26 protein-coding genes, 1 tRNA gene and 1 riboswitch are annotated in these 25805 nt (G+C 62.9%); of the genes, 19 read left to right on the top strand and 8 right to left on the bottom strand.

What is annotated here, in order from left to right; genetic code table 11:
• Positions 1-45: 45 nt before the first annotated feature.
• The 16 genes from ACOX7T_RS05420 to ACOX7T_RS05345 all read left to right on the top strand — a co-directional run bounded on the left by ACOX7T_RS05420 (position 46) and on the right by ACOX7T_RS05345 (position 16000).
• Positions 46-753: an energy-coupling factor ABC transporter permease gene (locus ACOX7T_RS05420; protein WP_433441008.1), complete on the top strand. Its 708-nt coding sequence runs from the start codon at positions 46-48 to the stop codon at positions 751-753.
• Positions 754-766: 13 nt separating this feature from the next.
• Positions 767-1069, top strand: a complete 303-nt coding sequence (locus ACOX7T_RS05415; protein ID WP_277215692.1) for an energy-coupling factor ABC transporter substrate-binding protein — start codon at positions 767-769, stop codon at positions 1067-1069.
• 2 nt (positions 1070-1071) lie between these two features.
• Positions 1072-1851, top strand: coding sequence for a cobalt ECF transporter T component CbiQ (gene cbiQ / locus ACOX7T_RS05410; RefSeq protein ID WP_433440638.1), 780 nt, complete (start codon positions 1072-1074; stop codon positions 1849-1851).
• The gene (locus ACOX7T_RS05405; RefSeq protein WP_433440636.1) at positions 1848-2702 is read left to right on the top strand and encodes an ATP-binding cassette domain-containing protein; all 855 of its coding nucleotides are present in this window, start codon (positions 1848-1850) and stop codon (positions 2700-2702) included. Before cbiQ ends, ACOX7T_RS05405 begins: the two co-directional genes overlap by 4 nt.
• Entirely contained in the window at positions 2699-3391 is a 693-nt protein-coding gene (gene cobI / locus ACOX7T_RS05400; protein ID WP_433440634.1) for a precorrin-2 C(20)-methyltransferase, read from the top strand. Before ACOX7T_RS05405 ends, cobI begins: the two co-directional genes overlap by 4 nt.
• A 34-nt stretch (positions 3392-3425) precedes the next feature.
• Positions 3426-4622, top strand: coding sequence for a glutamyl-tRNA reductase (gene hemA / locus ACOX7T_RS05395; RefSeq protein WP_433440632.1), 1197 nt, complete (start codon positions 3426-3428; stop codon positions 4620-4622).
• A gap of 1 nt (position 4623) precedes the next feature.
• A complete protein-coding gene (locus tag ACOX7T_RS05390; RefSeq protein WP_433440630.1) occupies positions 4624-5076 on the top strand; it encodes a precorrin-2 dehydrogenase/sirohydrochlorin ferrochelatase family protein in 453 nt (150 codons plus the stop codon).
• Entirely contained in the window at positions 5073-5936 is an 864-nt protein-coding gene (gene hemC, locus ACOX7T_RS05385) for a hydroxymethylbilane synthase (RefSeq protein ID WP_433440628.1), read from the top strand. Before ACOX7T_RS05390 ends, hemC begins: the two co-directional genes overlap by 4 nt.
• Complete coding sequence (cobA, locus tag ACOX7T_RS05380) at positions 5933-7423, top strand: uroporphyrinogen-III C-methyltransferase (RefSeq protein WP_433440626.1); 1491 nt, start codon at positions 5933-5935, stop codon at positions 7421-7423. Before hemC ends, cobA begins: the two co-directional genes overlap by 4 nt.
• A 51-nt stretch (positions 7424-7474) precedes the next feature.
• Complete coding sequence (hemB, locus tag ACOX7T_RS05375; RefSeq protein WP_433441006.1) at positions 7475-8458, top strand: porphobilinogen synthase; 984 nt, start codon at positions 7475-7477, stop codon at positions 8456-8458.
• Complete coding sequence (gene hemL / locus ACOX7T_RS05370) at positions 8458-9741, top strand: glutamate-1-semialdehyde 2,1-aminomutase (RefSeq protein ID WP_433440624.1); 1284 nt, start codon at positions 8458-8460, stop codon at positions 9739-9741. The genes hemB and hemL overlap by 1 nt, the downstream gene beginning before the upstream one ends.
• A gap of 75 nt (positions 9742-9816) precedes the next feature.
• Positions 9817-10018, top strand: a riboswitch (cobalamin riboswitch).
• 159 nt (positions 10019-10177) lie between these two features.
• Positions 10178-11242, top strand: a complete 1065-nt coding sequence (locus ACOX7T_RS05365) for an ABC transporter substrate-binding protein (protein ID WP_433440622.1) — start codon at positions 10178-10180, stop codon at positions 11240-11242.
• A 7-nt stretch (positions 11243-11249) separates the two neighbouring features.
• Entirely contained in the window at positions 11250-12332 is a 1083-nt protein-coding gene (locus tag ACOX7T_RS05360) for a FecCD family ABC transporter permease (protein WP_433440620.1), read from the top strand.
• On the top strand, positions 12329-13114 hold the full coding sequence (locus ACOX7T_RS05355; protein WP_433440618.1) for an ABC transporter ATP-binding protein: 786 nt from the start codon (positions 12329-12331) through the stop codon (positions 13112-13114). Before ACOX7T_RS05360 ends, ACOX7T_RS05355 begins: the two co-directional genes overlap by 4 nt.
• Positions 13111-13446: a CGGC domain-containing protein gene (locus ACOX7T_RS05350; RefSeq protein ID WP_433440616.1), complete on the top strand. Its 336-nt coding sequence runs from the start codon at positions 13111-13113 to the stop codon at positions 13444-13446. The genes ACOX7T_RS05355 and ACOX7T_RS05350 overlap by 4 nt, the downstream gene beginning before the upstream one ends.
• 190 nt (positions 13447-13636) lie before the next feature.
• Positions 13637-16000, top strand: a complete 2364-nt coding sequence (locus ACOX7T_RS05345; protein WP_433440614.1) for a SpoIIE family protein phosphatase — start codon at positions 13637-13639, stop codon at positions 15998-16000.
• A gap of 62 nt (positions 16001-16062) precedes the next feature.
• Here ACOX7T_RS05345 and ACOX7T_RS05340 read toward each other — a convergent pair whose 3' ends face one another.
• Complete coding sequence (locus ACOX7T_RS05340; RefSeq protein ID WP_433440612.1) at positions 16063-16437, bottom strand: hypothetical protein; 375 nt, start codon at positions 16435-16437, stop codon at positions 16063-16065.
• A gap of 228 nt (positions 16438-16665) precedes the next feature.
• On the opposite strand from ACOX7T_RS05340, the gene ACOX7T_RS05335 reads away from it, so the two are divergent.
• Positions 16666-17052 carry a desulfoferrodoxin family protein gene (locus ACOX7T_RS05335; protein ID WP_433440610.1) on the top strand — a complete coding sequence of 129 codons (387 nt, stop codon included), beginning with the start codon at positions 16666-16668 and terminating at the stop codon, positions 17050-17052.
• Between the two features lie 43 nt (positions 17053-17095).
• On the top strand, positions 17096-17629 hold the full coding sequence (gene rbr / locus ACOX7T_RS05330) for a rubrerythrin (RefSeq protein WP_148320412.1): 534 nt from the start codon (positions 17096-17098) through the stop codon (positions 17627-17629).
• A gap of 320 nt (positions 17630-17949) precedes the next feature.
• Here rbr and ACOX7T_RS05325 read toward each other — a convergent pair whose 3' ends face one another.
• From ACOX7T_RS05325 to treP, 3 genes are read right to left on the bottom strand one after another with little or no spacing between them, the layout of a single operon-like run.
• Positions 17950-18210 (bottom strand): HPr family phosphocarrier protein, encoded by a 261-nt coding sequence (locus tag ACOX7T_RS05325; RefSeq protein WP_433440607.1) that lies wholly within the window; start codon positions 18208-18210, stop codon positions 17950-17952.
• Between the two features lie 24 nt (positions 18211-18234).
• Entirely contained in the window at positions 18235-19884 is a 1650-nt protein-coding gene (treC, locus tag ACOX7T_RS05320) for an alpha,alpha-phosphotrehalase (RefSeq protein ID WP_433440605.1), read from the bottom strand.
• Positions 19885-19893: 9 nt separating this feature from the next.
• The gene (treP, locus tag ACOX7T_RS05315; protein ID WP_433440603.1) at positions 19894-21825 is read right to left on the bottom strand and encodes a PTS system trehalose-specific EIIBC component; all 1932 of its coding nucleotides are present in this window, start codon (positions 21823-21825) and stop codon (positions 19894-19896) included.
• Between the two features lie 246 nt (positions 21826-22071).
• Between treP and ACOX7T_RS05310 the strand changes: the two genes are divergently transcribed.
• Positions 22072-22803 carry a GntR family transcriptional regulator gene (locus tag ACOX7T_RS05310; protein ID WP_433440601.1) on the top strand — a complete coding sequence of 244 codons (732 nt, stop codon included), beginning with the start codon at positions 22072-22074 and terminating at the stop codon, positions 22801-22803.
• Positions 22804-22870: 67 nt separating this feature from the next.
• Here the strand turns inward: ACOX7T_RS05310 and ACOX7T_RS05305 are convergent, their stop codons facing one another.
• The 4 genes from ACOX7T_RS05305 to ACOX7T_RS05290 all read right to left on the bottom strand — a co-directional run.
• Entirely contained in the window at positions 22871-23893 is a 1023-nt protein-coding gene (locus ACOX7T_RS05305) for an aldose epimerase family protein (RefSeq protein ID WP_433440599.1), read from the bottom strand.
• A gap of 459 nt (positions 23894-24352) precedes the next feature.
• Positions 24353-24440, bottom strand: a tRNA-Leu gene (locus ACOX7T_RS05300).
• Between the two features lie 246 nt (positions 24441-24686).
• A complete protein-coding gene (locus ACOX7T_RS05295; protein WP_433440597.1) occupies positions 24687-24944 on the bottom strand; it encodes a hypothetical protein in 258 nt (85 codons plus the stop codon).
• 177 nt (positions 24945-25121) lie between these two features.
• The coding region (locus tag ACOX7T_RS05290; protein WP_433440595.1) for a hypothetical protein at positions 25122-25805 on the bottom strand (684 nt) is incomplete at its 5' end.

Here is a 25805-nt window from a genome sequence, read left to right as displayed (position 1 = left end):
TACGGACGATAGGAAAGGATGAAAAATCGTATGAAATCATGTACAATGAACCAATGGATTAGAACGTGCGCCGTTCTGGCCGTGCTGATGGCCGCCCTCACTGTAGGGGCCTCCGCCATGCACATCGCCGAGGGTTACCTGCCGGTTGGCTGGGCCATCGGCTGGGGCGTGGTGTGCGTGCCCTTTGTGGCCGCCGGCCTTATCTCCATCCGAAAGAAAATTGAGGAGGCCCCCAGAACCAAGATCCTGCTGGCCATGTGCGGCGCCTTTGCCTTTGTGCTCTCCGCCCTGAAGCTGCCCTCCTTCAACGGCTCCTGCTCCCACCCCACCGGCGTGGGCCTGGGCGCCATCCTCTTCGGGCCTACCACCATGGCTGTGCTGGGCCTCATCGTGCTGCTGTTCCAGGCTCTGCTGCTGGCCCACGGCGGCCTGACCACCCTGGGCGCCAACACCTTCTCCATGGCGGTGGCCGGTCCCATTGTGTCCTGGGTGGTGTACAAGCTGCTGCGCAAGGTGGGCGCTCCCGCCGCTGTGGCGGTCTTTGCCGCCGCCGCTCTGGGCGACCTGCTGACCTACGTGGTCACCTCCGTCCAGCTGGCTCTGGCCACCGGGGACGGTATGCTCAAGTTCCTCACCATCTTCGCCGTCACACAGATCCCCCTGGCCATCGCCGAGGGACTGCTGACCGTGGTGGTATTCAACGTGCTGGAGAAGTACAGCAAGAACGAGCTCCAGGCGCTCCATGTGGTGTAAGGAGGGGAATGAGATGAAGGTTTGGCAGAAAAATCTGATTTTGATTGCGCTGGCCGTGCTGCTGGCGGCCCTTCCCCTGTGGCTCCTGCCCAACGCCGAGTTCGGCGGCGCCGACGGCCAGGCTCAGGAGGCCGTCGAGGAGCTCAACCCCGACTACGAGCCCTGGTTTGAGCCCATCCTGGAGCCTGCCAGCGGTGAAATTGAGTCCCTGCTCTTTGCCCTCCAGGCGGCCATCGGCGCCGGTGTGGTGGGCTTTGTGCTGGGCCGGATCACCAAGCGGCCCGGAGAAGGGAAGCGGAACGAGGAGGCAAACTGACCATGGGAACCGACCGTTACGCCTATCAGTCCAAGCTGCGGCGGGTATCCCCCATGCCCAAGCTGCTGCTGACGGCGGTGAGTCTGCTGCTCTGCCTGTGCTGCGACAGCATCGCGGTGGGGCTGGCCACCCTGGTGGGCATGGGGCTGCTGACACGGCTGCTGGGCGGACTGTCGCTCCGGGTCTATCTCCACTTTCTGAAGATTCCCCTGGCATTTCTGCTCATCGGCAGCATTACCGTGCTGTTTCACAGCTACCCGGCAGGGACCGCCGTTCTGGCGGCGGTCCCTGTGGGCAGCCGTCTGTGGGGCTTTGACGCCGCCGCCCTCCGGCAGGCGTCCACCCTGTTCTGCAAGGCCATGGGGGCGGTGGCGTGCATGTATTTTCTCACGCTGAACACCCCGGTCACCGACGTGACCATGGCCCTGGAGAAGCTCCATGTACCCCGCCTGCTGGTGGAGCTGATGGAGCTCATCTACCGCTTTATCTTTGTGCTGGCCGAGACGGCCGCCAATATCCGCATCGCCCAGGAGTCCCGGCTGGGGTACCAGGGCCTGCGCCGGTCCATCTCCTCCCTGGGCACGCTGATCTCCATGGTGTTTCTGCGGGCCTGGCGGAAGGCGGACCGGGTATACACTGCCCTGGAATCCCGGGGCTACGCCAACCACCTGACCACCCTGTCCAGCGGCTACCGGCCGGGACGCTGGCTCTACCCTGTTACGGCGGGGGTGGCCCTGGGACAGCTGCTGGTATTCTGTTTGGAGAGGAGCGTGGTGGGATGAACGCCGCCATTGAGACCAGGGACCTGTGCTACACCTATGAGGACGGCACCATAGCCCTGGACCATATTTCCCTCAAGGCCCAGAAGGGGAAAATTACCGGCATTCTGGGCGCAAACGGTGCGGGCAAGTCCACCCTGTTCCTCAACCTGAACGGGGTACTGAACCCCTCCTCCGGCCAGGTGCTGCTGGACGGAGTGGAGGTCCGCCGGGACCGGAAGGGAATCGCCGAGCTGCGCCGCCGGGTGGGCATCGTGTTCCAGGACCCGGACGACCAGCTCTTCTCCGCCGACGTGTACCGGGACATCTCCTTCGGCGCGGTGAATCTGGGCCTGCCTGAGGAAGAGGTCCGCCGCCGGGTGGAGCAGGCCATGGAGCGCACCGGCGTGTCCGCCCTGCGGGACAAGCCCACTCACGCCCTCTCCTTCGGACAGAAGAAGCGGGTGGCCATCGCCGGCGTGCTGGTGATGGAGCCGGAGGTGCTCATTCTGGACGAGCCCACCGCCGGACTGGACCCCCACGGGGTCAGCGAGCTGATGCACCTGCTGTCCCAGCTGCGGGACAGCCTGAATATGACCATTCTGCTGGCCACCCACGACATGGACGTGGTGCCCATCTCCTGCGATTACGCCTATCTGCTGGGGCAAGGTCATGTCCTGCTGGAGGGTACGCCGGGAGAGCTCTTTTCCAAGCCGGAGGTGCTCCGGGCCAACCAGCTGCGCCTGCCCCGTATGGCCCACCTGATGGAAATACTGCGGGAGCAGGACGGACTGGATGCCGACGTGTCCGCCGCCACCATCAGCGCGGTGCGGCGGGAGCTGCTGCGGCTATTGAAACAGGAGGAGACAACATGAACCGAGGAAAACTGTACGGCGTGGGCGTGGGCCCCGGAGACCCGGAGCTGCTCACCCTGAAGGCGCGCCGCATTCTGCTGGAGGCCGACGTGGTGGCCGTGCCCGACAAGGGCAGCGGGGAGAAGACCGCCCTGAATATCGTCAAGGACGTGGTGGAGGGCAAGAACCTGCTGCCCTGCCCCACCCCCATGGTGCGGGACAAGGCCCTGCTGGACGGCTGCTATGAGGAGATTGCCGGGCGTATCTGTACCCTGCTGGACGAGGGGAAAAACGTGGCCTTCATCACCCTGGGAGACCCTACCCTCTACTCCACCTATATCTACGTCCACAAGAAGGTGCTGGCCCGGGGCTATGACGCCGAGCTGATTCCCGGTGTGCCCTCCATCTGTGCCGTGGCGGCCAAGCTGGGCACCTCCCTGTGCGAGAGCGCCGAGCGGCTGCTGGTGGTGCCCGCCTCCTATGAGGGCGTGGACGACTGCCTGGACTTCCCGGCCAACAAGGCCTTCATGAAGGCGGGCAAGAGCCTGCCCGCCCTGCGGGACAAGCTGCGTGAGCGGAGCCTGGACGGCGAGATGGTGGCCAACTGCGGCATGACGGGCGAGCGGGTGTACCACAGCCTGGAGGAACTGGAGGAGGGCGAGGGCTACTTCTCCGTGGTGCTGGTCAGGGAGCACCGGAACGAGACATAAGCGGGGCGATTGCTCCTGTAAGGAAGTGCAACATATGAACCTATCCATGTCCGGCCTGGACTACGGCCTGGCCCCCATCGCCCTGCGGGAGCGGCTCTCCTTTACCCGCAATCAGGCGGGGGAGCTGTCGGGGGAGATCCGGCGCACCGTGCCCGGCGTACAGGGCTGCGTCATCATCTCCACCTGCAACCGGACGGAGATCTACCTCTCCTGCCAGCCCGGGGTGAACCCGGAGCCCGGCGCGGTGCTGTGCGCCGCCGCCGGTCAGGACTACGCCCCCTTTGCCCACGCCTTTGTCACCCGGCGGGATGAGGACGCGGTGCGGCATCTGGCCCGGGTGGCTGCGGGGCTCCGGTCCCAGATCTGGGGCGAGGACCAGATCGTCACCCAGGTCAAGACGGCCATTGCCGCCTCCCGGGAGAACGGGGGCGCAGACCCGGTGCTGGAGACCCTGTTCCGTACCGCTGTCTCCGCCTCCAAGGCGGTCAAGACCAGGGCGCGGCTCACCGCCCTGCCCACCTCCGCCGCCTCCCGGGCCGTGGAGGTGCTGGAGCGGGAGACCGGCGGTCTGGCCGGACGGAAGGCGCTGGTCATCGGCAACGGTGAGATGGGCCGCCTGGCGGCCTCCCTGCTGCGGGAGGCGGGCTGCGCCGTCACCGTCACCCTGCGGAGCTACAACCACGGGGAGACCGTGGTGCCCGCGGGCTGCGCTGTGGCCCCCTATGAAGAGCGCTACGCGGCCATGGAGGGACGGGATATCCTCCTCTCCGCCACCACCAGCCCCCACTATACCGTATCCGCTGCCGAGCTCTCCGCCCTCAGCACGCCTCCGGCCCTGCTGGTGGACCTGGCCATTCCCCGGGACATCCAGCCCGAGGCCGGTGACCTGCCCGGCGTGAAGCTCTTCAATGTGGATGCTCTGGGCGCCGCACCTGAGCGGCAGGCGCCCCCCGAGGTGGAAGAGATTCTGGAGAGCCAGATCGCCCGCTTCTACCAGTGGGCCGACTACCGGGAGAGCCTGCCCCTGCTGGAGCGGCTCAAGGCGGACATCACCGACCGGGTGCTGGAGCGGCCCGACCTGGAGGAGCTGGACAGGGCCGAGGTGGCCGAGTACGCGGTGTGCCGGGCGGTGGAGCTGCTCGCCGGCGGCCTGAAGGACGTGCTCACCGCCGGGGAACTGGCCAGGTGCGAGGAGAAGATCCGCACCCGCAACGGCGGAAGGGTGGAGTGACATGGAACAAAAGGAGATCCGCTTTCCCCTCTTCATCGACCTCAACGGCCGCAAGGCCGTGGTGGTGGGGGGCGGGGCCATCGCCTGCCGCCGGGCCGGGGTGCTCAAGACCTTCGGGGCTCAGGTGACCCTCATTGCCCCGGAGTGGAAGGAGAAGATAGAGGGCGTCAGCTGGCTTCAGCGGCCCTATCAACCCGGAGACCTGGACGGCGCGGTCCTGGCCGTGGCCGCCACCGACGACCGGGCGGTGAACCGCCAGGTGGGGGAGGACGCCCGTGCGCTGGGCATCCCTGTCAGCGTGGCAGACCGGCGGGAGGAGTGCACCTTCCTCTTCCCGGCGGTGTGCCTGGGGGAGGAGCTGGTGGCCGGCGTCGTGTCCGCCAATAACGACCACAAGGCGGTGGCCAGAGCGGCCGCCGCTATCCGGGAGACCCTGAAGGAGGGGAAAGGATGAAGCTGCGCATCGGAAGCCGGGAGAGCGTCCTGGCTGTGACCCAGTCTCAGCTGGTGATGGAGGCCATCCGGGCCTTTGACCCCGGCATTGAGCTGGAGCTGGTGACCATGAAGACCACCGGCGATAAAATTCTGGACCGTACCCTGGACAAGGTGGGCGGCAAGGGCCTCTTTGTCCGGGAGCTGGACGCGGCCCTGCTGGAGGGCCGGGTGGACATCACCGTCCACTCCTGTAAGGACCTGCCCATGGAGACCGACCCCCGGCTGCCTCTGGCGGGCTTCTCCAAGCGGGAGGACCCCCGGGACGCCCTGGTGCTGCCCGTGGGAAAGGCGGAGCTGGACCCGTCCCTGCCCATCGGCTGCGCCTCCCGCCGCCGTGCCATCCAGCTGGTGGCCCTGTATCCCGATATGGAAGTGGCCCCGGTGCGGGGCAACGTGCAGACCCGCCTGCGGAAGCTGGACGAGGGGCAGTACTCCGCCCTGGTGCTGGCCTCCGCCGGGCTGAAGCGGCTGGGCCTGGAGGGGCGCATTGCCCGGTACTTTACGGCGGAGGAGATGATCCCCGCCGCCGGACAGGGCATCCTGGCCGTCCAGACCCGGGCGGGGGAGGACTACCCCTGCCTGGCTGCTGTGACCGACCGTGATGGGACCGTCTGCGCCCTGGCTGAGCGGGCCTTTGTCCGGGTGCTGGACGGGGGCTGCTCCTCGCCGGTGGCGGCCCACGGCGTGGTGGACGGGGACACCCTGATTCTCACCGGAATGGATGAAAACGGACGGCGGGACCGGATTTCCGGCCCTGTGACGGAGGCGGAGCAGCTGGGCGAGACCCTGGCCCGCAGGATGAAGGAGGCGGCGGAATGAGCGGCATGGTAACGCTGGTGGGTGCCGGACCGGGAGATCCCGGCCTGCTGACCCGCAAGGGCCTGGAGGCCCTGGAAAAAGCGGAAGTGGTGGTGTACGACCGGCTGGTGGCCCCGGAGATCCTGGCCCTCATCCCGGAGAAGGCCGAGGCCATCGACGTGGGCAAGCAGGCCTCCCGCCACCCGGTGCCCCAGGACGAGATCAACCGCATCCTCCTGCGCAAGGCCCAGGAGGGGAAGAACGTGGTGCGCCTGAAGGGCGGCGACCCCTTCCTCTTCGGCCGTGGCGGCGAGGAGCTGGAGCTGCTGGAGGAGAACGGCATCCCCTTCCAGGAGGTGCCCGGCGTGACCTCCGCCATTGCCGTGCCCGCCTACGGAGGCATTCCGGTGACCCACCGGGACTTTACCTCCTCTCTCCACATCATCACCGGCCATGCCCGGGCGGGCAAGGCCCTGGACATCGACTTTGAAGCCCTGGTGCGCACCAAGGGCACCCTGGTGTTCCTCATGGGGGTGAGCAGCCTGCCCGCCATCTGCACAGGGCTCACCGCTGCCGGTATGGACCCGGACACCCCCGCCGCCATCGTGGAGCGGGGCACCACCCCCGGCCAGCGCCGGGTCAACGCCACTGCGGCCACCCTGGCCCAGGCGGCGGAGGAGCACCACATTGAAAGCCCCGCCATCAGCATCTTCGGTCCTGTCTGCGGTCTGGCGGACAGGTTTGACTGGTTCGATTCCCTGCCCCTCAAGGGCCGCACCGTGGTGGTGACCCGGCCCAAGGAGCGTTCCGGCACCCTGGCGCCCCGCCTGCGGGCCATGGGCGCCCAGGTGGTGGAGTACCCCTGCATTGAGACGGTGCCCATCCTGCCCTGTCCCGCCATGGAGGCGGCCCTGAACGCCATCTCCGGCTATGAGTGGCTGGTGTTCACCAGCGCTGCCGGTGTGGAGACCGTCTGGCACACCCTGGAGTCCATGGGCAAGGATGCCCGGGCGCTTGGGAGCGTGAAGCTGGCGGCCATCGGCCCCGGCACCGCCAAGGCCCTGCTGGCCCGGGGCCTGCGGGCTGACTATGTGCCCGAGGTGTACGATGCGGCTCACCTGGGAGCCGGTCTGGCCGGTCTGACCCAGGGCAAGGTGCTCCTGCTCCGGGCGGAGCTGGGTTCCAAGGCCTTGACGGACGCCCTGGATGGGGCTAAAATTTCCTATGACGACATTGCCGTCTACCGCACGCTGTACGATAACCCCCGCTCTGAGGAGCTGCGGGACCGGCTGCTGGCGGAGGAGGGCACCCTGGTTACCTTCACCAGCGCCTCCACGGTCAAGGGCTTTGTGTCCACCGTGGGAGAGGACTTCCCCTTTGACCGCATCACCGGTGTGTGCATCGGGGAGCAGACCGCCGCCCAGGCCAGAGACTACGGCATCCCCGTAGTGGTGTCCCAGCGGGCCACCATTGACTCCATGGTGGAGAAAATCAGCCATATGTTCTAAAATCAAGGAACAATCCGGGCGGAACACCGCCCATGGAAAGGAAGCAGCATGATGGAACTCATTCAGCGTCCCCGCCGTCTGCGGGGGAACGACAGCATCCGGCGGATGTGCCGGGAGACCCGCATGTCCCCCGACAGCCTGATCTACCCCATCTTTGTGGACGAGACCCTGAAGGGCCGCCGCCCCATCCCCGCCCTGGAGGGCCAGTACCACTATGGTCTGGACACCGTGTGTGAGGCGGTGCAGGAGTGCCTGGACGCCGGCGTGGGCCGGTGCATCCTCTTCGGCCTGCCTGCGAAAAAGGACGCTCTGGGCTCCTCCGCCTGGGACGAGCACGGCGTGGTGCAGGAGGCCATCCGGGTCATCAAGAAGGAGTTCCCCGAGTTCTATGTGGTCACCGACGTGTGCATGTGCGAGTACACCGACCACGGCCACTGCGGCGCCCTGTGCGGCCACGAGGTGGACAACGACGCCACGCTGGAGCTGCTGGCCAAAACCGCCCTCTCCCACGCACGGGCGGGAGCGGACATGGTGGCCCCCAGCGACATGATGGACGGCCGCATCGGCGCCATCCGCACCGCCCTGGATGAGGCCGGATACCAGAATGTGCCCATCATGTCCTACTCCGCCAAGTACGCCTCCGCCTTCTATGGCCCCTTCCGTGAGGCGGCGGGCTCCGCGCCCTCCTTTGGCGACCGGAAGGGCTACCAGATGGACCCCCACAACCGCCGGGAGGCCATCAAGGAGTGCGCCCTGGACGTGGACGAGGGAGCGGACATCCTGATGGTCAAGCCCGCCCTGGCCTACCTGGACGTGATCCGGGAGTGCAAGGACGCCTTTGACCTGCCCATGGCGGCCTATTCGGTGTCCGGCGAGTACGCCATGGTGAAGGCCGCTGCCGCCGCCGGGCTCATCGACGAGTACCGCATCATGTGTGAGAGCGCCGTCTCCGTGTTCCGTGCCGGAGCGGACATCCTCATCACTTACTACGCCAAGGAACTGGCCCAGGCCATGAAGAAAGGGGATATCGGCTGATGGACCGCAGCGAACAGCTCTTTGAAGAGGCGAAACGAGTCCTGCCCGGCGGCGTCAACTCCCCGGTGCGTGCCTTCCGGGCCGTGGGCATGGCCCCCCGGTTCATCACCCGGGCCGACGGCGCCTACCTCTGGGACGAGGACGGCAGAAAATATCTGGACTATGTGGGCTCCTGGGGCCCCATGATCCTGGGCCACAACCACCCGGTCATCCGGGAGGCGGTGGAGAAGGCGGTGAAGGACGGCCTGTCCTTCGGCGCGCCCACTGCCCGCGAGGTGGAGATTGCAGAGCTGATGGTGGAGCTGGTGCCCGGCATTGAGATGGTGCGCATGGTCAACTCCGGCACAGAGGCGGTCATGTCCGCCCTGCGGCTGGCCCGTGGCGCCACCGGCCGGGACAAGCTCATCAAGTTTGAGGGCTGCTACCACGGCCACTCCGACTGCCTGCTGGTGGGGGCCGGCTCCTCCGCTCTGGCGGGAGGACATCCCACCTCCGCCGGTGTGCCGGAGGTGGTGGTGAAGGACACCCTCACTGCCCAGTTCAACGACCTGAAGAGCGTGGAGAAGCTGCTGGAGCAGAACCCCGGTCAGGTAGCCGCCGTCATCGTGGAGCCTGTGGCGGCCAACATGGGCGTGGTGGGCCCTGCCCCCGGCTTCCTGGAGGGCCTGCGTACCCTGTGCGACAAGTACGGCGCACTCCTCATCTTTGACGAGGTCATCACCGGCTTCCGCCTGGCCCTGGGCGGCGCTCAGGCCTACTACGGCGTGAAGGCGGACATCGTCACCTTCGGCAAGATCATCGGCGGCGGCATGCCCGTGGGCGCCTACTGCGCCAGCCGGGAGCTGATGGAGCAGGTGGCCCCCTGCGGCGCGGTCTATCAGGCGGGCACCCTCAGCGGCAACCCGGTGGCCATGGCCGCGGGCCTTGCCCAGCTGCGCTACCTGAAGGACCATCCGGAGGTGTACACCCAGATTGAGGACCATGCCACCCTGCTGGCCGGCGGCCTGCGGGAGGCGGCGGAGCGCACCGGCGCACCGGTGCATATCAACCAGGTGGGCTCCCTGCTGGCCCCCTTCTTTACGCCCACCGACGTGAACACCTTCACCGACGCCAAGGGTAGCGACGTGGCCATGTACGCCCGGTATTTTGCCGGCATGCTGGAGCGGGGCATCTACCTGGCACCCGCCCAGTTCGAGGCCATGTTCGTCTCGGCCGCCCACACCCAGGAGGACCTGAGCCGCACTCTGGAGGCCGCCGGTGCGGTGCTGAGCAGCCTGAAGTGAGATTTTTCTCTGGACAGGAGAGAAAATACAGGGTATACTGTATGTAATAAAAACGGGGTGTTCCCCGTACAATTTAACACTGTGTACTTGTCAAGTGCTCATCATGGATGAGGTGAAAGGGAATCGGGTGAGAATCCCGAGCGATCCGGTCACTGTATTCGGGGAGCAAACCGCAGGGAGGGAGACCTCTCAGGCCATTGCCGGGCGTATGCCGGTGAGAAGGCGCGGGGCGCGTGGATCCGTAAGTCAGGAAACCTGCTTGACAGGAACGATGGGGTATCTTCCGCGAAAAGTAACCCGTCTGACTGTTGGAGAGGGGATTCCCTGTCCAAAAACAGACGCCTGCTTTTTGAAAAAGCAGGCGTTTTTGTTTTATCGGGCGCTTTACGCGGTGATATGAAATCTGCGCACTGCGCGAAAAAAGGAGCAGAAGAACATGAAGTATGCAAAACGGCTCGTATGCACCATGCTGGGCCTGGCCATGGCCCTGAGCCTGGCCGCCTGCGGCACACCCGCCGCTCAGGGCAGTCCCTCGCCCTCTGCCCTGCCCACGGCCAGCGCGCCCACCGGGACCCTCACCGGCGGGGAGGAGAGCAGCCACTACCCCGTGACCATCACCACCTACAACTACGCCGGTGAGCCGGTGGAGACCGTCTACGAGAAGGCGCCCGAGCGGGTGGTGGCGGTCTACCAGGGCTGCATCGAGACCATGATCGCCCTGGGGCTGGAGGACCACGTCGTCGCGTCCTACGGCCTGGACAACGAGGTAAAGGACGAGTGGAAGGACGGCTTTGCCCGCATGCACTACGACGAGAGCGTGTTTGCGCCGGACAAGGAGACCGTCACACTGCTCCAGCCGGACCTGATCTTCTCCTGGGGCTCCCTGTTCGGCGACAAGAAGCTGGGGGATGTGGACGGCTGGATTGCCAAGGGCACCAACACCTACATCAACACCAACACCAGCTCGGGCGGCACCCGCACCCTGGAAAATGAATACACCGATATTCTCAACATCGGCAAGATTTTCGACGTGGAGGACAGGGCCCAGGCGCTGGTGGACGAGATGAAGGCCCAGGTGGAGGAGACTCTGGCCGCCGCCCAGGGCCGGGAGAAGATGACGGCGGCAGTGGTGGAGCCTCTGAACGGGGAGCTGAGCAATTACTCCGCCACCTCCCTGGCCGGTGACATGGTCACCCAGCTGGGGGGCGTACTGGCAAAGCCCGAGGGCAACAGCATCAGCAAGGAGGAGCTGGTGGCCTGCGACCCGGACGTGATCTTTGTGGTCTACATGGCCTACGCCGGAGACGATCCGGAGACCGTCATGGAGCAGCAGCTGTCCGCCATCACCGAAGACCCCGCTCTGGCCAGCCTGTCGGCGGTGAAGAACGGCCGGGTCCATCTGGTCATGCTGGGGGATATCTACGCCAGCGGCCCCAGAACCATCGACGGCCTGAAGACGCTGGCCCAGGGGCTGTATCCTGAACTAAAAGCAGGGGAGTAAGACACGCATGGGCAACATGAGGAGAAAACAGGGCATATTGGGCGGAAAGAGCGCCTGGGGCGCGGCGGCAGTGCTGCTGGTGCTGCTGGGATTGTCCCTGGTGGCGGCGGTGACCTTTGGCACCATCGCCCTGCCGGTGGGGGACGTGTACCGGGTCATCGGGTACGCCCTGCTGGGCGTGGGCGACCCGGCGGTCTGGGGACCGGGCACCGCCATCCACGACGTGGTGCTGCTCATTCGCCTGCCCCGGCTGGTGCTGGCCGTGGCGGTGGGGGCCGGGCTGTCGGTGTGCGGCGCGGTGATGCAGGCGGTAGTGAAAAACCCCCTGGCCGACCCCTATGTGCTGGGTATCTCCTCCGGCGCCTCCCTGGGGGCCTCCGCCGCCATCCTGCTGGGGGTGGGGGCAGCCCTGGGCAGCGGCTATGTGGGCATCGTGGGCGCCCTGGGGGCCTTTGCCGTGTCCCTGGCCGTGGTGGCCATCGCCAACATCGGCGGCCGGGCAAACGCGGTCAAGCTGCTGCTGGCAGGCACTGCTCTGTCCTCGGTGTGCGGGGCCCTCTCCAACTTCATCATCTACTTCGCCGACAACGACCACGCCCTCACCCAGGTGGTCCACTGGTCCATGGGCAGCATGGCCGCCGCCGACTGGGAGAGCAACCGCATCATCGGGGCGGTGGTGCTCCTGGGCGTCCTCTTTTTCTGGAGCCAGGCCCGCAACCTGAACCTGATGCTGCTGGGAGACGAGACCGCCATCACCCTGGGCACCGACATGCACCGGTGGCGGCTGCTCTATCTGCTGGTGTCCTCGGCGGTCATCGGCTTTGTGGTGTACAAGGCCGGCATGATCGGCTTTGTGGGCCTGGTGATTCCCCATGTTGTGCGCATGGTATTCGGCACCGACCACCGGAAGCTCATCCCCCTCTCCGCCCTGCTGGGCGCCCTGTTTCTCCTCTGGGCCGATGTGCTGTGCCGGGTGGTGCTGCCAGGCAACGAGCTGCCCATCGGTATCCTGACGGCCATGGTGGGCGCACCGGTCTTTATCTATCTGATGATTCGCAAACAATACGGCTTTGGGGGGCGGGAAGGATGAACATTGGAGCGCAGGCCCTGCGGGCCGAGCTGGGCGGAAAGGAAATTCTGAAAGGCCTGGACATCAGGGCGGAAAACGGCCAGTTTGTGGGCATTATCGGCCCCAACGGCAGCGGAAAGAGCACGCTGCTCCGGTGCATCTGCCGGATTCTCCGGCCCACCGGCGGCGCGGTGTATCTGGACGGGCAGCCGGCGCTGGACTGGTCTCCCCGGGAGTCGGCACAGAAGGTGGGTGTGGTGGCCCAGCACAACTATTACAGCTTTGATTTCACCGTGCGGGAGGTGGTGCTCATGGGCCGCTCTCCCCACAAGCGATTTTTGCAGCGGGACAATGCCGAGGACTACCGCATTGTGCGCAAGGCCATAGCCGATGTAGGCATGGCCGACTTTGAGGAGCGCAGCTTCTCCACCCTGTCCGGAGGAGAGCAGCAGCGGATCATTCTGGCCCGTGCCCTGGCCCAGCAGACCCCCTGCCTGATTCTGGACGAGCCCACCAACCATCTGGACATCAAATACCAGCTGGAGCTGATGGACCTGGTGAAGGGCCTGGGACGGACGGTGCTGGCCGCCATCCACGACCTGAACATCGCCGCCATGTACTGCGACAGGCTGTACGCCGTCAAGGACGGCAGGGTGGTGGCGGGCGGAACGCCCCGGGAGGTGCTCACGGAGGACCTGATCCGCGCGGTCTACGAGGTGGACGCCCGGGTGCTCACCGATGAGGACGGCATGCTCCGCATCCTCTACCAGCCCCAGCGGGGCGGAAAGGCGGGCGGGAGATGAAAATTGCCATGCTCAACTGCCTGCGGGCCAACGAGGTGTGCGCCGGCTGCGCCTGTCTCAGCGCGTTTTACCAGCGCCGGGCGGCCTTTGCCCGCTATGCCGGGACAGAGGTGGAGCTGGCGGCCTTTCTCCGCTGCAACGGCTGCGGCAGGCCGCCGGAGAAGGACGCCGGCATGCTGGAAAAGCTGGACCGGCTGAAGGCCGAGGGAGTTGAGACAGTCCATTTTGGGGCGTGTACCCGTGGAAAAGAGGGCGGAGAGTGTCCCACCGTCACCGCCCTGGCGGACCTGCTGGAGGCGCGGGGCATCTCCGCCGTCAGGGGAACCCACTGAGCTATTCCAGGAATTTGTGACAGAAAGCGCCGTTTTCTCCGGCTGAAATGGGGAGAACGGCGCTTTTTTGCAACCTGTTTATTTTTGACCCCGTCTGTTTCCGACTGAGTTTTTCCATATAATGGATTATACTGTCTCCGATGCACCTCCCAGTGGGACAAGCCGGGAGGAAAAAGGAGACGTGCGGAACATGGCGACGAAAGAAAAGCTGAAAACCCGGGCCGCCCGGGCCAGGGAGGAGATGCGGGACACCGGCCGCCTGGTGCTCCGGGCCCCGGCGCTGGTGCGCACGGCGGAATGCCTGATTCGGTTCCTGCTGGGGGCCATGCTGTCGGGGGCGGAGATTTTCGGCGGCTGCGCCCCCTTTGGACTGGCCATGGTGGGAGCCTCCGGCTCCGGACTGGACGGCTTTTTCGCCCTGCTGGGGGCCTGCTTTGGGTACCTCTCCTTTCAGGGCTTTACCCAGGGGCTGCGGTATGTGGCGGCAGCCATTCTCATCTTCTCCGTGTCCTTTGCCTTCTATGATGTGAAGGTATACCGGTCGGCCTGGTTTATGCCCGCTGTGTCGGCGGCCATGAACTTTGTCACCGGCTTTGTGTACCTGTCCAAGCGGGGCTGGTTCACAGCGGATACCATCTTTTTTGCCACCGAGCTGATTCTCACCGCCGGAGCGGTGTATTTCTACCGCATTGTATTCTCCCCCTGGAAGCGGAAGGGGGATGGTGAGGAGCTGACCATGCGGCAGATGGTCAGCTTCCTCATCCTGGGGGGCACGGTGCTCATCACCATGAGTAAGATCACCCTCTTTGACGGCACCATCTCCCTGGGCCGGTTCTCCGCCGCCCTGGCGGTGATGATCGCAGGGTATCAGTGCGGCATCGGCGTGGGGGCGGCGGTGGGGGTGTCCGCCGGGCTGGCCATGGATGTGGCCGCCGGAGGCGCGCCCTTTTACAGTATGGCCTTTGGATTTGCCGGGCTGATCACCGGTGTGTTCCGGCGGCAGGGCAAGCTCTTTGCCGCTCTGGCTTACGTCATTGCCAACGCGGTGGCCGTACTGTGGACCTGGGACAACGGACTCCAGATCGCCATTCTCTACGAGGTCTTTATCGCCTCGGTCATCTTTATGGTGCTGCCTCAGCGGGCCTTCCGGTGGGCGGCGGCCCTCTCGGTGCCTGAGCGGCGGCGGGACACTGCGGCCAAGGCTCAGGAGTATCTGCGGGAGCGGCTGGACGGGGCGGCGGGGGCCTTCCGGTCCCTCCAGGAGTCCCTGCGGCAGAGCCTGGGCAGCGGAGGCCCCAACGACAATGATGCTGCCACCATCTTTGACCGGGCGGCCAACCGGGTGTGCCGCAAATGTGCCCTCCAGTCGGCCTGCTGGCAGCGGGACTACATCACCACCTTTAACGCCCTCAACGACGCTCTTCCCGCCATGCTGGACCGGGGCCGGGGGGAGCCGGGGGACTTTCCGCCCCACTTCTCCAACCGGTGTCTCCGGTTTTCCGCCTTTCTGGCGGCGGCCAACGAGGAGCTGGTGGGCCTGCTCTACCGGCGGCAGTACGCCGCCCGCCTGCGGGACAACCGGTCGGCGGTGTGCCGGGAGTACGGCGCCCTGGCCGAGGTGCTGGGGACGGCGGCAGCGGAGTTCAGCCGGGAGCTGGTACCCGATCCGGTGCGGGAGAAGCGCATCCGCCAGCATCTGACCGCCCTGGGGCTGGAGGGGGAGATTGCCGCCTTTTACGACCAGGCGGGACGCCTGCGGGTTGAGATTGAGGGCCGTGGGCTGGACACCCTGCGGACCCCTGAGGAGCGGAAGAAGCTGTCAGCGCTGGCGGGCGTACCCCTCCGGACCGCCGGTGAGGAGGAGGGAAAGCGGCTGAACAAGCTGGTGTTTACCCAGGCGGAGCCCTTTATGGCGGTGGCCGGTGTGGCAGCCCGGAAAAAGGACGGCCAGACCGTCAGCGGGGACACGGGGGCCTGGTTCAAGCTGGACGACGGCAGTCTGTATGTGCTCCTCTGCGACGGCATGGGCAGCGGTCCGGCGGCGGGGGAGGACTCCTCCCTGGCGGTGCGGCTGCTGGAGCAGTTCCTCCGGGCGGGTATCCCGGCGGAGACCGCCCTGAAAACCCTCAGCTCCGCCCTTGCCCTCCGGGGGGAGAGCTCCGGCGGCTTCACCACCATCGACCTGCTGCGGCTGGACCTGTTCACCGGCTCCATGTGGGTCTACAAGTACGGCGCGGCCCCCACCTATGTACGAAAGGGAAAAGCAGTGACCCGGATTACCGGCGCGTCCCTGCCTGCCGGGCTTTCGGCGGGAGAGGGCGGCAGCCCGGATGTGACGACCCTGAAGCTGGAACCGGGGGATATGGTGCTGCTGGTCAGTGACGGGGTGGCTGGCGGCGGCGAGGACCAGTGGCTGCGGGACATGTTCTCAAGCTTTGGGGGGGACAGCCCCAAGGACCTGGCCTGTGCCCTCATCCAGGAGAGCGACGGCAAGGAGGTGGGCCCGGACGACCGTACCGCCCTGGTGCTTCGTTTCTCCCGGCAGGAGCCGTAGCATATAGACAATGAGCCGCGCCATTCCGGCGCGGCTCATTGTGATTTCAGGGCGTACAGATTTTACTTTACCGCACGCTGAACGCCCTTGCCGATATCCTCCACAGCCCGGCCGGCGCCGTCAATGACGTCCTTGGCCGCGTCGCCTGCGTTGTCTACCGCGTCCTCCATGGCGTTGCCGGCGTTGTCCATATTGTCTGTGCCGTCGCCCTCCACATGGCCGTTCTCATCGGAGTAGTAGTCGGCGTCACCGGCAGAGGGTGAGGGCATGACGGAGGGACTTTCAGAGGGCATCTGGCTGTGGGTGTCGTCGGGCATGTCGGGGGTCACGATGGGGGTGGGCGTGGGGGTCACGTCAGGCATTTTTTCCGAAGAACAGCCGGTGGCACCCAGGACCACCGTCAGGCTCAGAACAAAGAGCGCAAAAGTTCGTTTCATTGTTTTCCTCCTGTAATTTGTGTTTCTGGCTGGTGTTCCATCCGTCTCGTAGTATGTACCGAAACACTCAGATTAGAAGCGGTAAAAATTTTTTTCGAAAGGGCTTGCATTTTGCAGGAAAGTCTGATAGTATAATATCAGTAATCATTACTGTTAATAAAAGGAAATATTCCTTATTGCACGTAAACCTAAAACCTGATATTCTGTAACCGAAAAGGAGGAAAAAAGATGGAGCTGAAGCTGTACCGTTGTGCTCACTGCGGCAACATCGCGTTCAAGGTGGTGGACAAGGGCGTACCCCTGTTCTGCTGCGGCGAGAAGATGGAGGAACTGGTGCCCAACACCACCGACGGTGCCATGGAGAAGCATGTCCCCGTGGTGGAGAAGACCGCCCACGGCCACGGCTACTCCGTCACCGTCAAGGTGGGTGAGGTGGAGCACCCCATGCTTCCCGAGCACTATATCCCCCTGATTGCCGCCGTCAGCGGCGACACCGTTACCATGAAATTCCCCAAGCCCGGCGACAAGCCGGAGCTGCGGACCTTCAGCGCCGACGGCGCGGTGAAGGCCTATGAGATCTGCAATCTCCACGGCTACTGGAAGAGCGCGGACTGAGTCCGATGAAACAGAAAAACCACATTAGAAAGGAGTCTTTACAATGGAACTGAAGGGCAGCAAGACGGAGGCCAATCTCTGGAAGGCATTTGCGGGCGAGAGCATGGCCCGGAATAAGTACACCTACTTTGCCAGCAAGGCCAAGAAGGAGGGCTACGAGCAGATCGCGGCCATCTTCGAGGAGACCGCCGGCAATGAGAAGGAGCACGCCAAACTGTGGTTCAAGGAGCTGGGCGGCATCGGCGACACCATGGCCAACCTGAAGTCCGCCGCCGCCGGTGAGAACGAGGAGTGGACCCAGATGTACAAGGAGATGGCCGAGACGGCCAAGGAAGAGGGCTTTGAGCGCCTGGCCTTCCTGTTCTCCGGCGTGGGCAAGATCGAGAAGGAGCACGAGGAGCGCTACCTGACCCTCCTGAAGAACCTGGAGGAGGGCGTGGTCTTCAAGCGCGGCGACGAGTATATGTGGAAGTGCCGTAACTGCGGCCACATCCACGTGGGCAAGGAAGCCCCCGGCGTGTGCCCCGTGTGTGCTCACCCCCAGGCCTATTTTGAGCTCCTGGCCAAGAATTATTAAGCGCTGTCCCGCCGGGGGCTTCCCCGCGCGGAGCGCATTAGAGGGCTGCGGCACTGCCGCAGCCCTCTTTTAATCCCCGCGGGGTCCCCATCCGGTTTCCGGATGGGGTGAATGCGGCGTGTGCCCGGTGTGTGCTCATCCCCAGGCCTATTTCGAGCTTCTGGCCAAGAATTATTAAGCACTGTTTCGCCGGGGGCTTCCCGGCGCGGAGCGCGTCAGAGGGCTGCGGCACTGCCGCAGCCCGCTTTTTCAATCTGTAAATAAGAAAGCCCCCGGACGGATATTTCAAACTCCGTCCGGGGGCTTTTACGCTGTAAAGATTAGAGATTCGCCTGGAAGAACTGCTCCATGGCGGCGATGGCGGCATCCTCGGAGGCGCCCTCAGCCGTCACAGTCACGGTGTCGCCGCTCTTGACACCCAGACCCATCAGCTTCATCAGCTGGGTGGCCTTGACGGCCTTGCCGTCCTTGGCGATGGTGATTTCCGTGTCGGCAAACTCCTTGGCGGCCTTTACAAGCAGACCGGCGGGACGGGCGTGGATGCCGACGGGATCCTGAACGGTGTAGGAAAAAGACTTCATTTTGAACACTCCTTTTATAATCTCTCAGTTCTGCTTCAGCAGCAGGACGGACTCGTAGGGACGCAGGTTCCACACCTGGGCGGGGGTACTGTCGGGGTAGTTGGACAGCAGAACCCGGAAACCCTCCAGGGACTCGGGACAGGTCCAGGTGCACTCCTTGCGGAAGAAATTGTTGACGCACAGCAGGGTCTCCCCGTTCCAGCGGCGGCGGTAGGCCAGCACGCTGGGGTGCTCGGGGGTCAGGGGGGTAAAGTCGCCCAGAGCGAACACGTCGTACTCCTTGCGCAGGCGGATGAGAGCCTGGTAGTAGGAGAAGATGGAGTCCGGGTCGCCGGTCTGGGCGGCGGCGTTGATACGGGCGGTGTTGGGGTTCACCGACAGCCAGGGCTCCCCGGTGGTAAAACCGCCGTTGGGCGTGGCGTCCCACTGCATGGGGGTGCGGCTGTTGTCCCGAGAGTGGATTTTGAGGATGTTGTACACGCTCTCCTCGCTCAGGCCCTTGTCCCGCAGGATGCGGAAGTGATTCAGGCTCTCCACGTCCCGGTACTGGTCCAGCCGGGTGAAGCCCGCGTTGGTCATGCCCAGCTCCTCGCCCTGATAGACGTAGGGGGTGCCCCGCATACCGTGGACAATGGCGGCCAGCATTTTGGCCGACTGCTGCCAGTACTCCCCCTCGTCGCCGAAGCGGGAGACCACACGGGGCTGGTCGTGGTTGCACCAGAACACGGCGTTCCAGGCGCTGTGGGCCGCCATGCCCTCCTGCCAGGAGAAGAGGATGTCCTTCAGCTTACCAAAATCGGTGGGCACGATGACCCACTTCTCATTGCCCATGAAGTCCACCTTCAGGTGGTGGAAGGAGAAGACCATGGACAGCTCGCCGCTCTGCTCGCCCGCGTACTGGAAGCAGTTCTCCATGGAGGTGGAGGACATCTCACCTACGGTGATGATCTCGCTGTCCTGTCCAAAGCTCTCACGGTTGAGCTCCTTGAGGAACTCGTGGATGCGGGGACCGTCGGTGTAGAAGCGGCGGCCGTCGCCCTGGAAGTCGTCGGCGTACTCTCCCTTGCTGATCAGGTTGACCACGTCGAACCGGAAGCCCTTGACCCCCTTGGACATCCAGAAACGGACAATGTCGGCCACCTCCCGGCGCACGGCCGGGTTCTCCCAGTTCAGGTCGGCCTGGGTCTTGTCAAAGAGGTGGAGGTAGTACTTGCCCAAGCTGGGCACATACTCCCAGGCGCTGCCGCCGAACTTACTCTCCCAGTTGGTGGGGGCGGAGCCGTCGGCCTTGCCGGGGCGGAAGATGTAGTAGTCCTGATAGACCGGATCCCCCTCCAGGGCCTTCTGGAACCACTGGTGATAGGTGGAGGTGTGATTGAACACCATGTCCAGCATCACCCGGATATTCCGGCGTCCGGCCTCCTCCACCAGGTCCTCAAAGTCGGCCATGGTGCCGTAGCGGGGGTCGATGGCGCGGTAGTCGGCCACGTCATAGCCGTTGTCGTTCTGGGGGGAGACAAAGAAGGGGGTGAGCCAGATGTAGTCCACGCCCAGGGTCTGGAGGTAGTCCAGCTTGCTGATGACGCCCCGGAGGTCTCCAAGGCCGTCCCCGTTGGTGTCCAGGAAGGACTTGGGGTAGATCTGATATACCACGCTTTTCTTAAAATCCTGCATGACAGTACCTCACTCTTCGCAGATAACGTCGGTCTCTCCCGCCTTGGCGTCCACATCGGTGATAAAGCGGAGGGTGTGTCCGGCGGACTCGGTCACCACAAAGGCGGTGGTGACGGGGTGACCGGCCTTGCGGATCTTCTCCGGGTCAAAGGTGATGAGCTTGTCGCCCAGGCGCACCCGGTCGCCCTCCTGCACGTGGAGCTGGAAGCCGTCGCCGGCCATCTCCACCGTGTCCATGCCCACATGGATGAGCACCTCCACGCCGTTGTCCAGCTGGATGCCGCAGGCGTGCTTGCTGTCCTCCATGACGGAGCACACGGTGCCGTCGCCAGGGGTCACCACCACATTTCCGGTGGGCTCAATGCCTACGCCCTCGCCCAGAATGCCCTGGGAGAACACCTGGTCGGGGATCTGGTCCAGGGGGATGATACGGCCGGTGATGGGGGACTTGACGGCGCTGCTGCCGGCCTGAGCGGGCTGCTGCTCAGTTTGGGACGCGGAGACAGCGGGGGCGCTGTTCTGGGCATTGTCGGCTGCGGAGAGCTTCCGCTTGCCGATGATAAAGGTCAGGACAAAGGGGATTACAATGGCCGCGGCCATGGCGGCCAGGAAGCTGAGCCAGAACTGGGGCTTGATGGAGAGAATGCCGGGCAGACCGCCCACGCCGATGGAGTAGGCCTCCACGCCGGTGCTGATGGAGATGACGGCGGCCACGGCGGATCCAATCATGCCGCACACCAGGGGGAAGCCGTACTTCATGTTCACGCCGAAGAGGGCGGGCTCGGTGACGCCCAGGTAGCAGGAGATGCAGGCGGGGATGTTGACCTGCTGGGCGCGCTCGTTCTTCTTCTGGAGCACCGACATGGCCAGCACGGCGGAGCCCTGGGCGATGTTGGACAGGGCGATCATGGGCCAGAGGATGGTGCCGTCATAGAGATTGACCAGCTGGGAGTCGATGGCGTTGGTCATGTGGTGCAGGCCGGTCATGACGATGGGGGCGTAGAACAGGCCGAAGGCGGCGGCGAAGAGCCACTTCACGTTGGAGGTCAGGCCCATGTACACCACGGCGGCGATGGCGTCGCCAATCTTCCAGCCGATAGGGCCCACCACGGTGTGGGCGATGATGACGGCGGGTACCAGGGAGCAGAAGGGGACCACAATCATGCTGATCATTTCAGGACAGTGCTTTTTGAAGAATTTCTCCAGGTAAACCAGCACAAAACCGGCCAGCATGGCGGAGATAACCTGGCCCTGATAGCCGATCATCTGGACCTGGGCAAAGCCGAAGTCCCACACGGGGATGGTCTCCGCGGTGGCCACGGAGAAGCCGTTGAGCAGCTGGGGGGAGACCAGGGTCAGGCCCAGGACAATGCCCAGGATCTGAGTGGTGCCCATCTTCTTGGTGATGGACCAGACGATTCCCACGGGCAGCAGGTGGAACACGGCCTCGCCGATGAGCCACAGGAAGTTGTACACGCCCGACCAGAACTGGGACACATCCGCCAGGCTCATGGTGCCGTCGGCAAAGAAATTGATCTCACCGATGATATTGCGGAAGCCCAGAATCAGACCGCCGCAGATGAGGGCGGGGATGATGGGGGCGAAAATCTCACCCAGGGTGCCCACAATGCGCTGAATCAGGGACTGGTTGCTCTTGGCAGCGGCCTTCACCGCGTCCTTGCTGACACCCTCAATCCCGGCATAGGAGGTGAACTGGTTGTAGAAGATGGCCACGTCGTTGCCGATGATCACCTGAAACTGTCCAGCCTGGGTGAAGGTGCCCTTGACGGCGGGGATGGCCTCAATTTTTGCGGAGTCCGCCTTGGACGGGTCAACCAGAACAAAGCGCATTCTGGTCATGCAGTGGGAGACGGCGCGGATGTTTTCCTTGCCCCCGATGTACTCCAGCAGCGCCTGCACATCGGCCTGGTAATTTGCCATGGGATTGTCCTCCTTCGGTTCTGATTTTGCTGTCCGTGCCCGTGCCCGAGACAGCCAGCGGTTATCCTGTAAGCAAATGGTACTACACTTGTTTAAACAAGCCAATTTGGGAAAGACAATAAATATAGGGTATTGTTTTTGGGCAGGAGGACGGTCTTTCCCTTCTTTTCCCCAACCGCTTGACGGACATCAGTGAGGGTGATACAATGTACCAATCCATAGTTGTTTAAACAAGGTGGTGTCTCCATGCCCCGCCAGAAATTCGTGCAGATTTATGCCGCGCTGAAGGAGCGGATTGAGTCGGGAACCTACCCGGTGGGCCAGCTTCTGCCCTCGGAAAACACGCTGATTGTGGAGTTTGAATGTTCCCGGAACACAGTACGCCGGGCCATCGCCGAGCTGGTGCGGGACGGCTACGTCCAGACCAGCCAGGGCAAGGGCGTGTGCAATATCTTCCAGCCCATTGAGCAGTCCTCCTACACCATGGGCGCCATCGAGTCCTTCCGGGAGACCGCCCAGCGCACCGGGCAGCAGACCACCACCCGTGTGGTGGCCTTTGACCGCTGTACGGCGGACGAGGCCATTTCCGCCCAGACCGGCTTTCCTGTGGGCACGGAGCTGTTTTCACTGTGCCGTATCCACGACCTGGACGGCGTCCCCATGATTCTGAACCTGAGCTACCTGCGGGCGGCGTGCATGCCCCAGCTGACCGCCCAGATTGCCGGCGGCTCCATCTACCGCTATCTGGAGGAGGAGCTGGGCATGGTCATCGTCACCAGCAAGCGGACCATCACGGTGGAGCGGGCCACGGAGCAGGACGAGAAATGGCTCCCCCTGGGGGAGTACAACTGCCTGGCCGTGGTGAGCAACCAGGTGTACAACAGCGACGGCGTGATGTTTGAGTACACCCAGTCCCGTCACCACCCCAGCATTTTCCGCTTCCAGGACAACGCGGTGCGCCGTCAGGCCGCCCGATAAATACACAACAAAAAACCGCCTTCCGATCTCAGATCGGAAGGCGGTTTTTTTACTGGTAAGAAAGTGCTCAGCCCCGGACAGAGAAGGCGAACTCAATGCGCTGCTGGTAGGGGACATCCTGACGCAGGATGTTGGAGGGGAAGGCGGGCCAGGCGGCGGCGTCGGGCCAGCCCTGGGCCTCCAGCGCTACGCCGCTGCGGGGACCGTATTCCGCGCCGCCCTTCCCGGTGCCCGAGAGGAAGTCGCCGGTATAGACCTGCAGGCCGGGCTGGGTGGTGCTGACCTCCAGGGAAATGCCGCTCTCACGGCTGGAGAGCTGGGCGGCGGAGTGGAGTCCGGTGCGGGAGAAGCAGAAATTGTAGTCCACGGGGATGTCCAGGGGCTTGGCCCGCAGGAAATCCAGCGGGGTATTTTCCACCTGAAGAATACGGCCCGTAATCAGATTCCGCTCATCCAGCTCGGTGTACTCGTCGGCAAAGACATGGAGGGTATGCTTGTCGATGGTACCCGTGCCCGCGCCGTTGAGGTTGAAATAGGGGTGGCTGGTGAGGGAGACTACCGTATCCTGGTCGGCAAAGGCGGTGAACTCCAAGGCGAGGGTGTTGCTGCTGCTCCAGGAGAAGGAGACGGACACCTCCAGATTGCCGGGGTAGCCCTCTTCGCCGTCGGGGGAGCGGCGGCGGAACACCAGCTCGCCGCCCCGGACCTTGGCGGTCCACATATGACGGTCAAAGCCCCGAAGGCCTCCGTGGAGCTGGTAGTCACCGCAGTTGGCGGCGAGGGGATAGGTCTTGCCGCCCAGGGTCACCTTGGCGCCTGCGATGCGCCCGGCGCAGCGGCCGATCACAGCGCCCAGATATGCGTCGCCAGCCTCGTAGTCCTCAATGCAGTCATAGCCCAGGAGAACGTCGGTAATCTGGCCCTTCTTGTCCGGGACGCCGATCCCACGCAGCGTGCAGCCATAGTCCAGAACTTCTACCCAAGCGCCGGAGGGATTCTCAATGCGGTAACAGGTGACGGGTTCACCTGTGCTGGTGGTGCCGAAGGGGCGGGCAATCCAGACCCCGGGCTGTACGCCGGTCTCGCTCATAGCGTGGAGCTCCTTTCAGACGACAATCATGAAATTTTAATGTATAAAAAAGTATATAACATTGACCGGCGGTTGACAACAGAGATTTTATACGATTCTAATAGGAAAAGAAAAATAAAATGGTGAAAACAGCCGGAAATAAGAGCGGCAGATGAAAAATGTGAATGCAGTGTGAAGAATCCCATATTTTGCGCACCCAATATGTCAGGAGAGAGCTTATGAATAAAACGGCAGGATAAGGCGCATATTGAGAGACAAAAAAGAAAAGTCTTGAAACCATTAGGCTTCAAGACTTTTTGATGGTGCGGATGACGATACAGAACTTGCGCCTTCCGTCAAAGAAAACCAAATCGAAGCCCAGCGAAGCGGGTTCGATTTGGAGAGGAGGAGCAGCGGCGTGAGCGCGCTCTGACTTTTGTAAAAAAAGTCGGAGCAAGCGATACAAACTTGCTCCGACGATGGTGCGCGAGGCGGGACTTGAACCCGCACGTGCGTAATGCACACTAGAACCTGAATCTAGCGAGTCTGCCAATTCCACCACTCGCGCGTCTTTTTCTGCCAGCTCACTTGTGGAGCACGGCAACGGATAGTATATTAGCACATGAAATACGGCATGTCAATAGGGAAAAGGAAAGGCAGGAAAAAGAAAAAGTCTTGAAACCGTTAGGCTTCAAGACTTTTTGGTGAAAGTAGTGACCTATTTTGATACGAAATGCACACCCCTCGGATAAATCGTTAAAAGGTGTGCCTTTCGTTAAAAGGTGCAACGGAGATGCCCCGCAGAAATGGTCACTTAGGTGTTATTTCTGCCGTTTTGCCCCGGCATCCTTTTTTCTTTCCACTCGTCAAGTTTTTTGACATTCTCCGGGTCAGCATAGAACCGTTTGCACCCTTCTAATGCCGCCCGAGCCAATGATTGCATCTGCCATTCAGTCAGGGATATGTTTTCTAAATTGAATGCCTCCTGCGAGGTCACATTACCGTCTTTGTCCCAATGAACGATGACCATCGGAACGCCTGCTTCGATATCAGCTTTTGTTTTATCGTCCATAAAAAGTTCCTCCTCATTATATATGGAGCAACCGTTCTGCGATGACATCACATATTTATCCCTCAATGCGAATAAAGGGCACAGCGCCCTTTCCCAAATAATCTATCATTTTTGTGCCGCTTTTTCTCCGCTGAATATCGCAATCTCTTCGTTGGCATGGTTTACCATCCATTCGCTTTAGTCATCATTTGGTAAATACCAACCGTGTTCACGGTGAACCCCGTAACTTTCATTAGAGTGGTCTTCGCTATTGTACTGATCCCAAGCCCTTTGATTGATTTCCTCATCGATGGCATCCATTGCTTCGATTTCTTCGTTAAAGTCTCCGTCCAAGATTGATCCAGAACGCCAATCTGTGCTGTCACTGATTTCCTTTTTTCTCGCTCGGAGTTCATCCACGCTTGCAGATTTCAGCCAGTCCTTTTTAGAGGAAACGCCATCTGCATCATCTTCGGCTGAGTCATCACTACTGATTTGTGATGCCAGATATGCGGCAGCCCCGGCCACTGCGGTAACAACGCCTACAACCTTTCCCGCTTTCGCAAGCCACTCCCTTGCTTTCTGCTCACGGTTCTGTTTGCAATCTGGGCAAAGCGTTGCTTCCGAGTCTGTTATAACCTTTCCGCAGCCAGAGCAGATGCCCTTAACATTATCCAAGGTGGTATCGTTCTCGTAGCCGCAGTTTCTGCAAATGTGACGAGCAGCGCCACGGTCAAATCCCTCTTGGTTATTCGAATACGCACCGCACTTGTCACAGAACCAAAAAACATAATCATCTTCAAATTCATCTGCCGAAAGCTGATACCCACAATCCTTACAAATCCATACAGTGGACTTTTTATCAATAGTCATTTTGCCTTC

This window comes from Pseudoflavonifractor sp. (genome assembly GCF_050943825.1).
Classification (GTDB): Bacteria; Bacillota; Clostridia; order Oscillospirales; family Oscillospiraceae; genus Pseudoflavonifractor.
This window is presented reverse-complemented; position numbering and strand designations above follow the sequence as displayed.

Excerpts from the sequence above, each read along its gene's own strand:
- ACOX7T_RS05310 (WP_433440601.1), top strand. The coding sequence starts at position 22,072 with ATGCCCCGCCAGAAATTCGTGCAGATTTATGCCGCGCTGAAGGAGCGG.
- ACOX7T_RS05360 (WP_433440620.1), top strand. The coding sequence starts at position 11,250 with ATGGGCAACATGAGGAGAAAACAGGGCATATTGGGCGGAAAGAGCGCC.
- ACOX7T_RS05325 (WP_433440607.1), bottom strand. The coding sequence starts at position 18,210 with ATGAAGTCTTTTTCCTACACCGTTCAGGATCCCGTCGGCATCCACGCC.
- cbiQ (WP_433440638.1), top strand. The coding sequence starts at position 1,072 with ATGGGAACCGACCGTTACGCCTATCAGTCCAAGCTGCGGCGGGTATCC.
- ACOX7T_RS05420 (WP_433441008.1), top strand. The coding sequence starts at position 46 with ATGAACCAATGGATTAGAACGTGCGCCGTTCTGGCCGTGCTGATGGCC.
- hemA (WP_433440632.1), top strand. The coding sequence starts at position 3,426 with ATGAACCTATCCATGTCCGGCCTGGACTACGGCCTGGCCCCCATCGCC.
- hemB (WP_433441006.1), top strand. The coding sequence starts at position 7,475 with ATGGAACTCATTCAGCGTCCCCGCCGTCTGCGGGGGAACGACAGCATC.
- treC (WP_433440605.1), bottom strand. The coding sequence starts at position 19,884 with ATGCAGGATTTTAAGAAAAGCGTGGTATATCAGATCTACCCCAAGTCC.
- cobA (WP_433440626.1), top strand. The coding sequence starts at position 5,933 with ATGAGCGGCATGGTAACGCTGGTGGGTGCCGGACCGGGAGATCCCGGC.
- ACOX7T_RS05365 (WP_433440622.1), top strand. The coding sequence starts at position 10,178 with ATGAAGTATGCAAAACGGCTCGTATGCACCATGCTGGGCCTGGCCATG.
- hemC (WP_433440628.1), top strand. The coding sequence starts at position 5,073 with ATGAAGCTGCGCATCGGAAGCCGGGAGAGCGTCCTGGCTGTGACCCAG.
- ACOX7T_RS05415 (WP_277215692.1), top strand. The coding sequence starts at position 767 with ATGAAGGTTTGGCAGAAAAATCTGATTTTGATTGCGCTGGCCGTGCTG.
- ACOX7T_RS05345 (WP_433440614.1), top strand. The coding sequence starts at position 13,637 with ATGGCGACGAAAGAAAAGCTGAAAACCCGGGCCGCCCGGGCCAGGGAG.
- ACOX7T_RS05405 (WP_433440636.1), top strand. The coding sequence starts at position 1,848 with ATGAACGCCGCCATTGAGACCAGGGACCTGTGCTACACCTATGAGGAC.
- ACOX7T_RS05335 (WP_433440610.1), top strand. The coding sequence starts at position 16,666 with ATGGAGCTGAAGCTGTACCGTTGTGCTCACTGCGGCAACATCGCGTTC.
- ACOX7T_RS05340 (WP_433440612.1), bottom strand. The coding sequence starts at position 16,437 with ATGAAACGAACTTTTGCGCTCTTTGTTCTGAGCCTGACGGTGGTCCTG.
- treP (WP_433440603.1), bottom strand. The coding sequence starts at position 21,825 with ATGGCAAATTACCAGGCCGATGTGCAGGCGCTGCTGGAGTACATCGGG.
- hemL (WP_433440624.1), top strand. The coding sequence starts at position 8,458 with ATGGACCGCAGCGAACAGCTCTTTGAAGAGGCGAAACGAGTCCTGCCC.
- cobI (WP_433440634.1), top strand. The coding sequence starts at position 2,699 with ATGAACCGAGGAAAACTGTACGGCGTGGGCGTGGGCCCCGGAGACCCG.
- ACOX7T_RS05350 (WP_433440616.1), top strand. The coding sequence starts at position 13,111 with ATGAAAATTGCCATGCTCAACTGCCTGCGGGCCAACGAGGTGTGCGCC.
- ACOX7T_RS05295 (WP_433440597.1), bottom strand. The coding sequence starts at position 24,944 with ATGGACGATAAAACAAAAGCTGATATCGAAGCAGGCGTTCCGATGGTC.
- ACOX7T_RS05355 (WP_433440618.1), top strand. The coding sequence starts at position 12,329 with ATGAACATTGGAGCGCAGGCCCTGCGGGCCGAGCTGGGCGGAAAGGAA.
- ACOX7T_RS05390 (WP_433440630.1), top strand. The coding sequence starts at position 4,624 with ATGGAACAAAAGGAGATCCGCTTTCCCCTCTTCATCGACCTCAACGGC.
- rbr (WP_148320412.1), top strand. The coding sequence starts at position 17,096 with ATGGAACTGAAGGGCAGCAAGACGGAGGCCAATCTCTGGAAGGCATTT.
- ACOX7T_RS05305 (WP_433440599.1), bottom strand. The coding sequence starts at position 23,893 with ATGAGCGAGACCGGCGTACAGCCCGGGGTCTGGATTGCCCGCCCCTTC.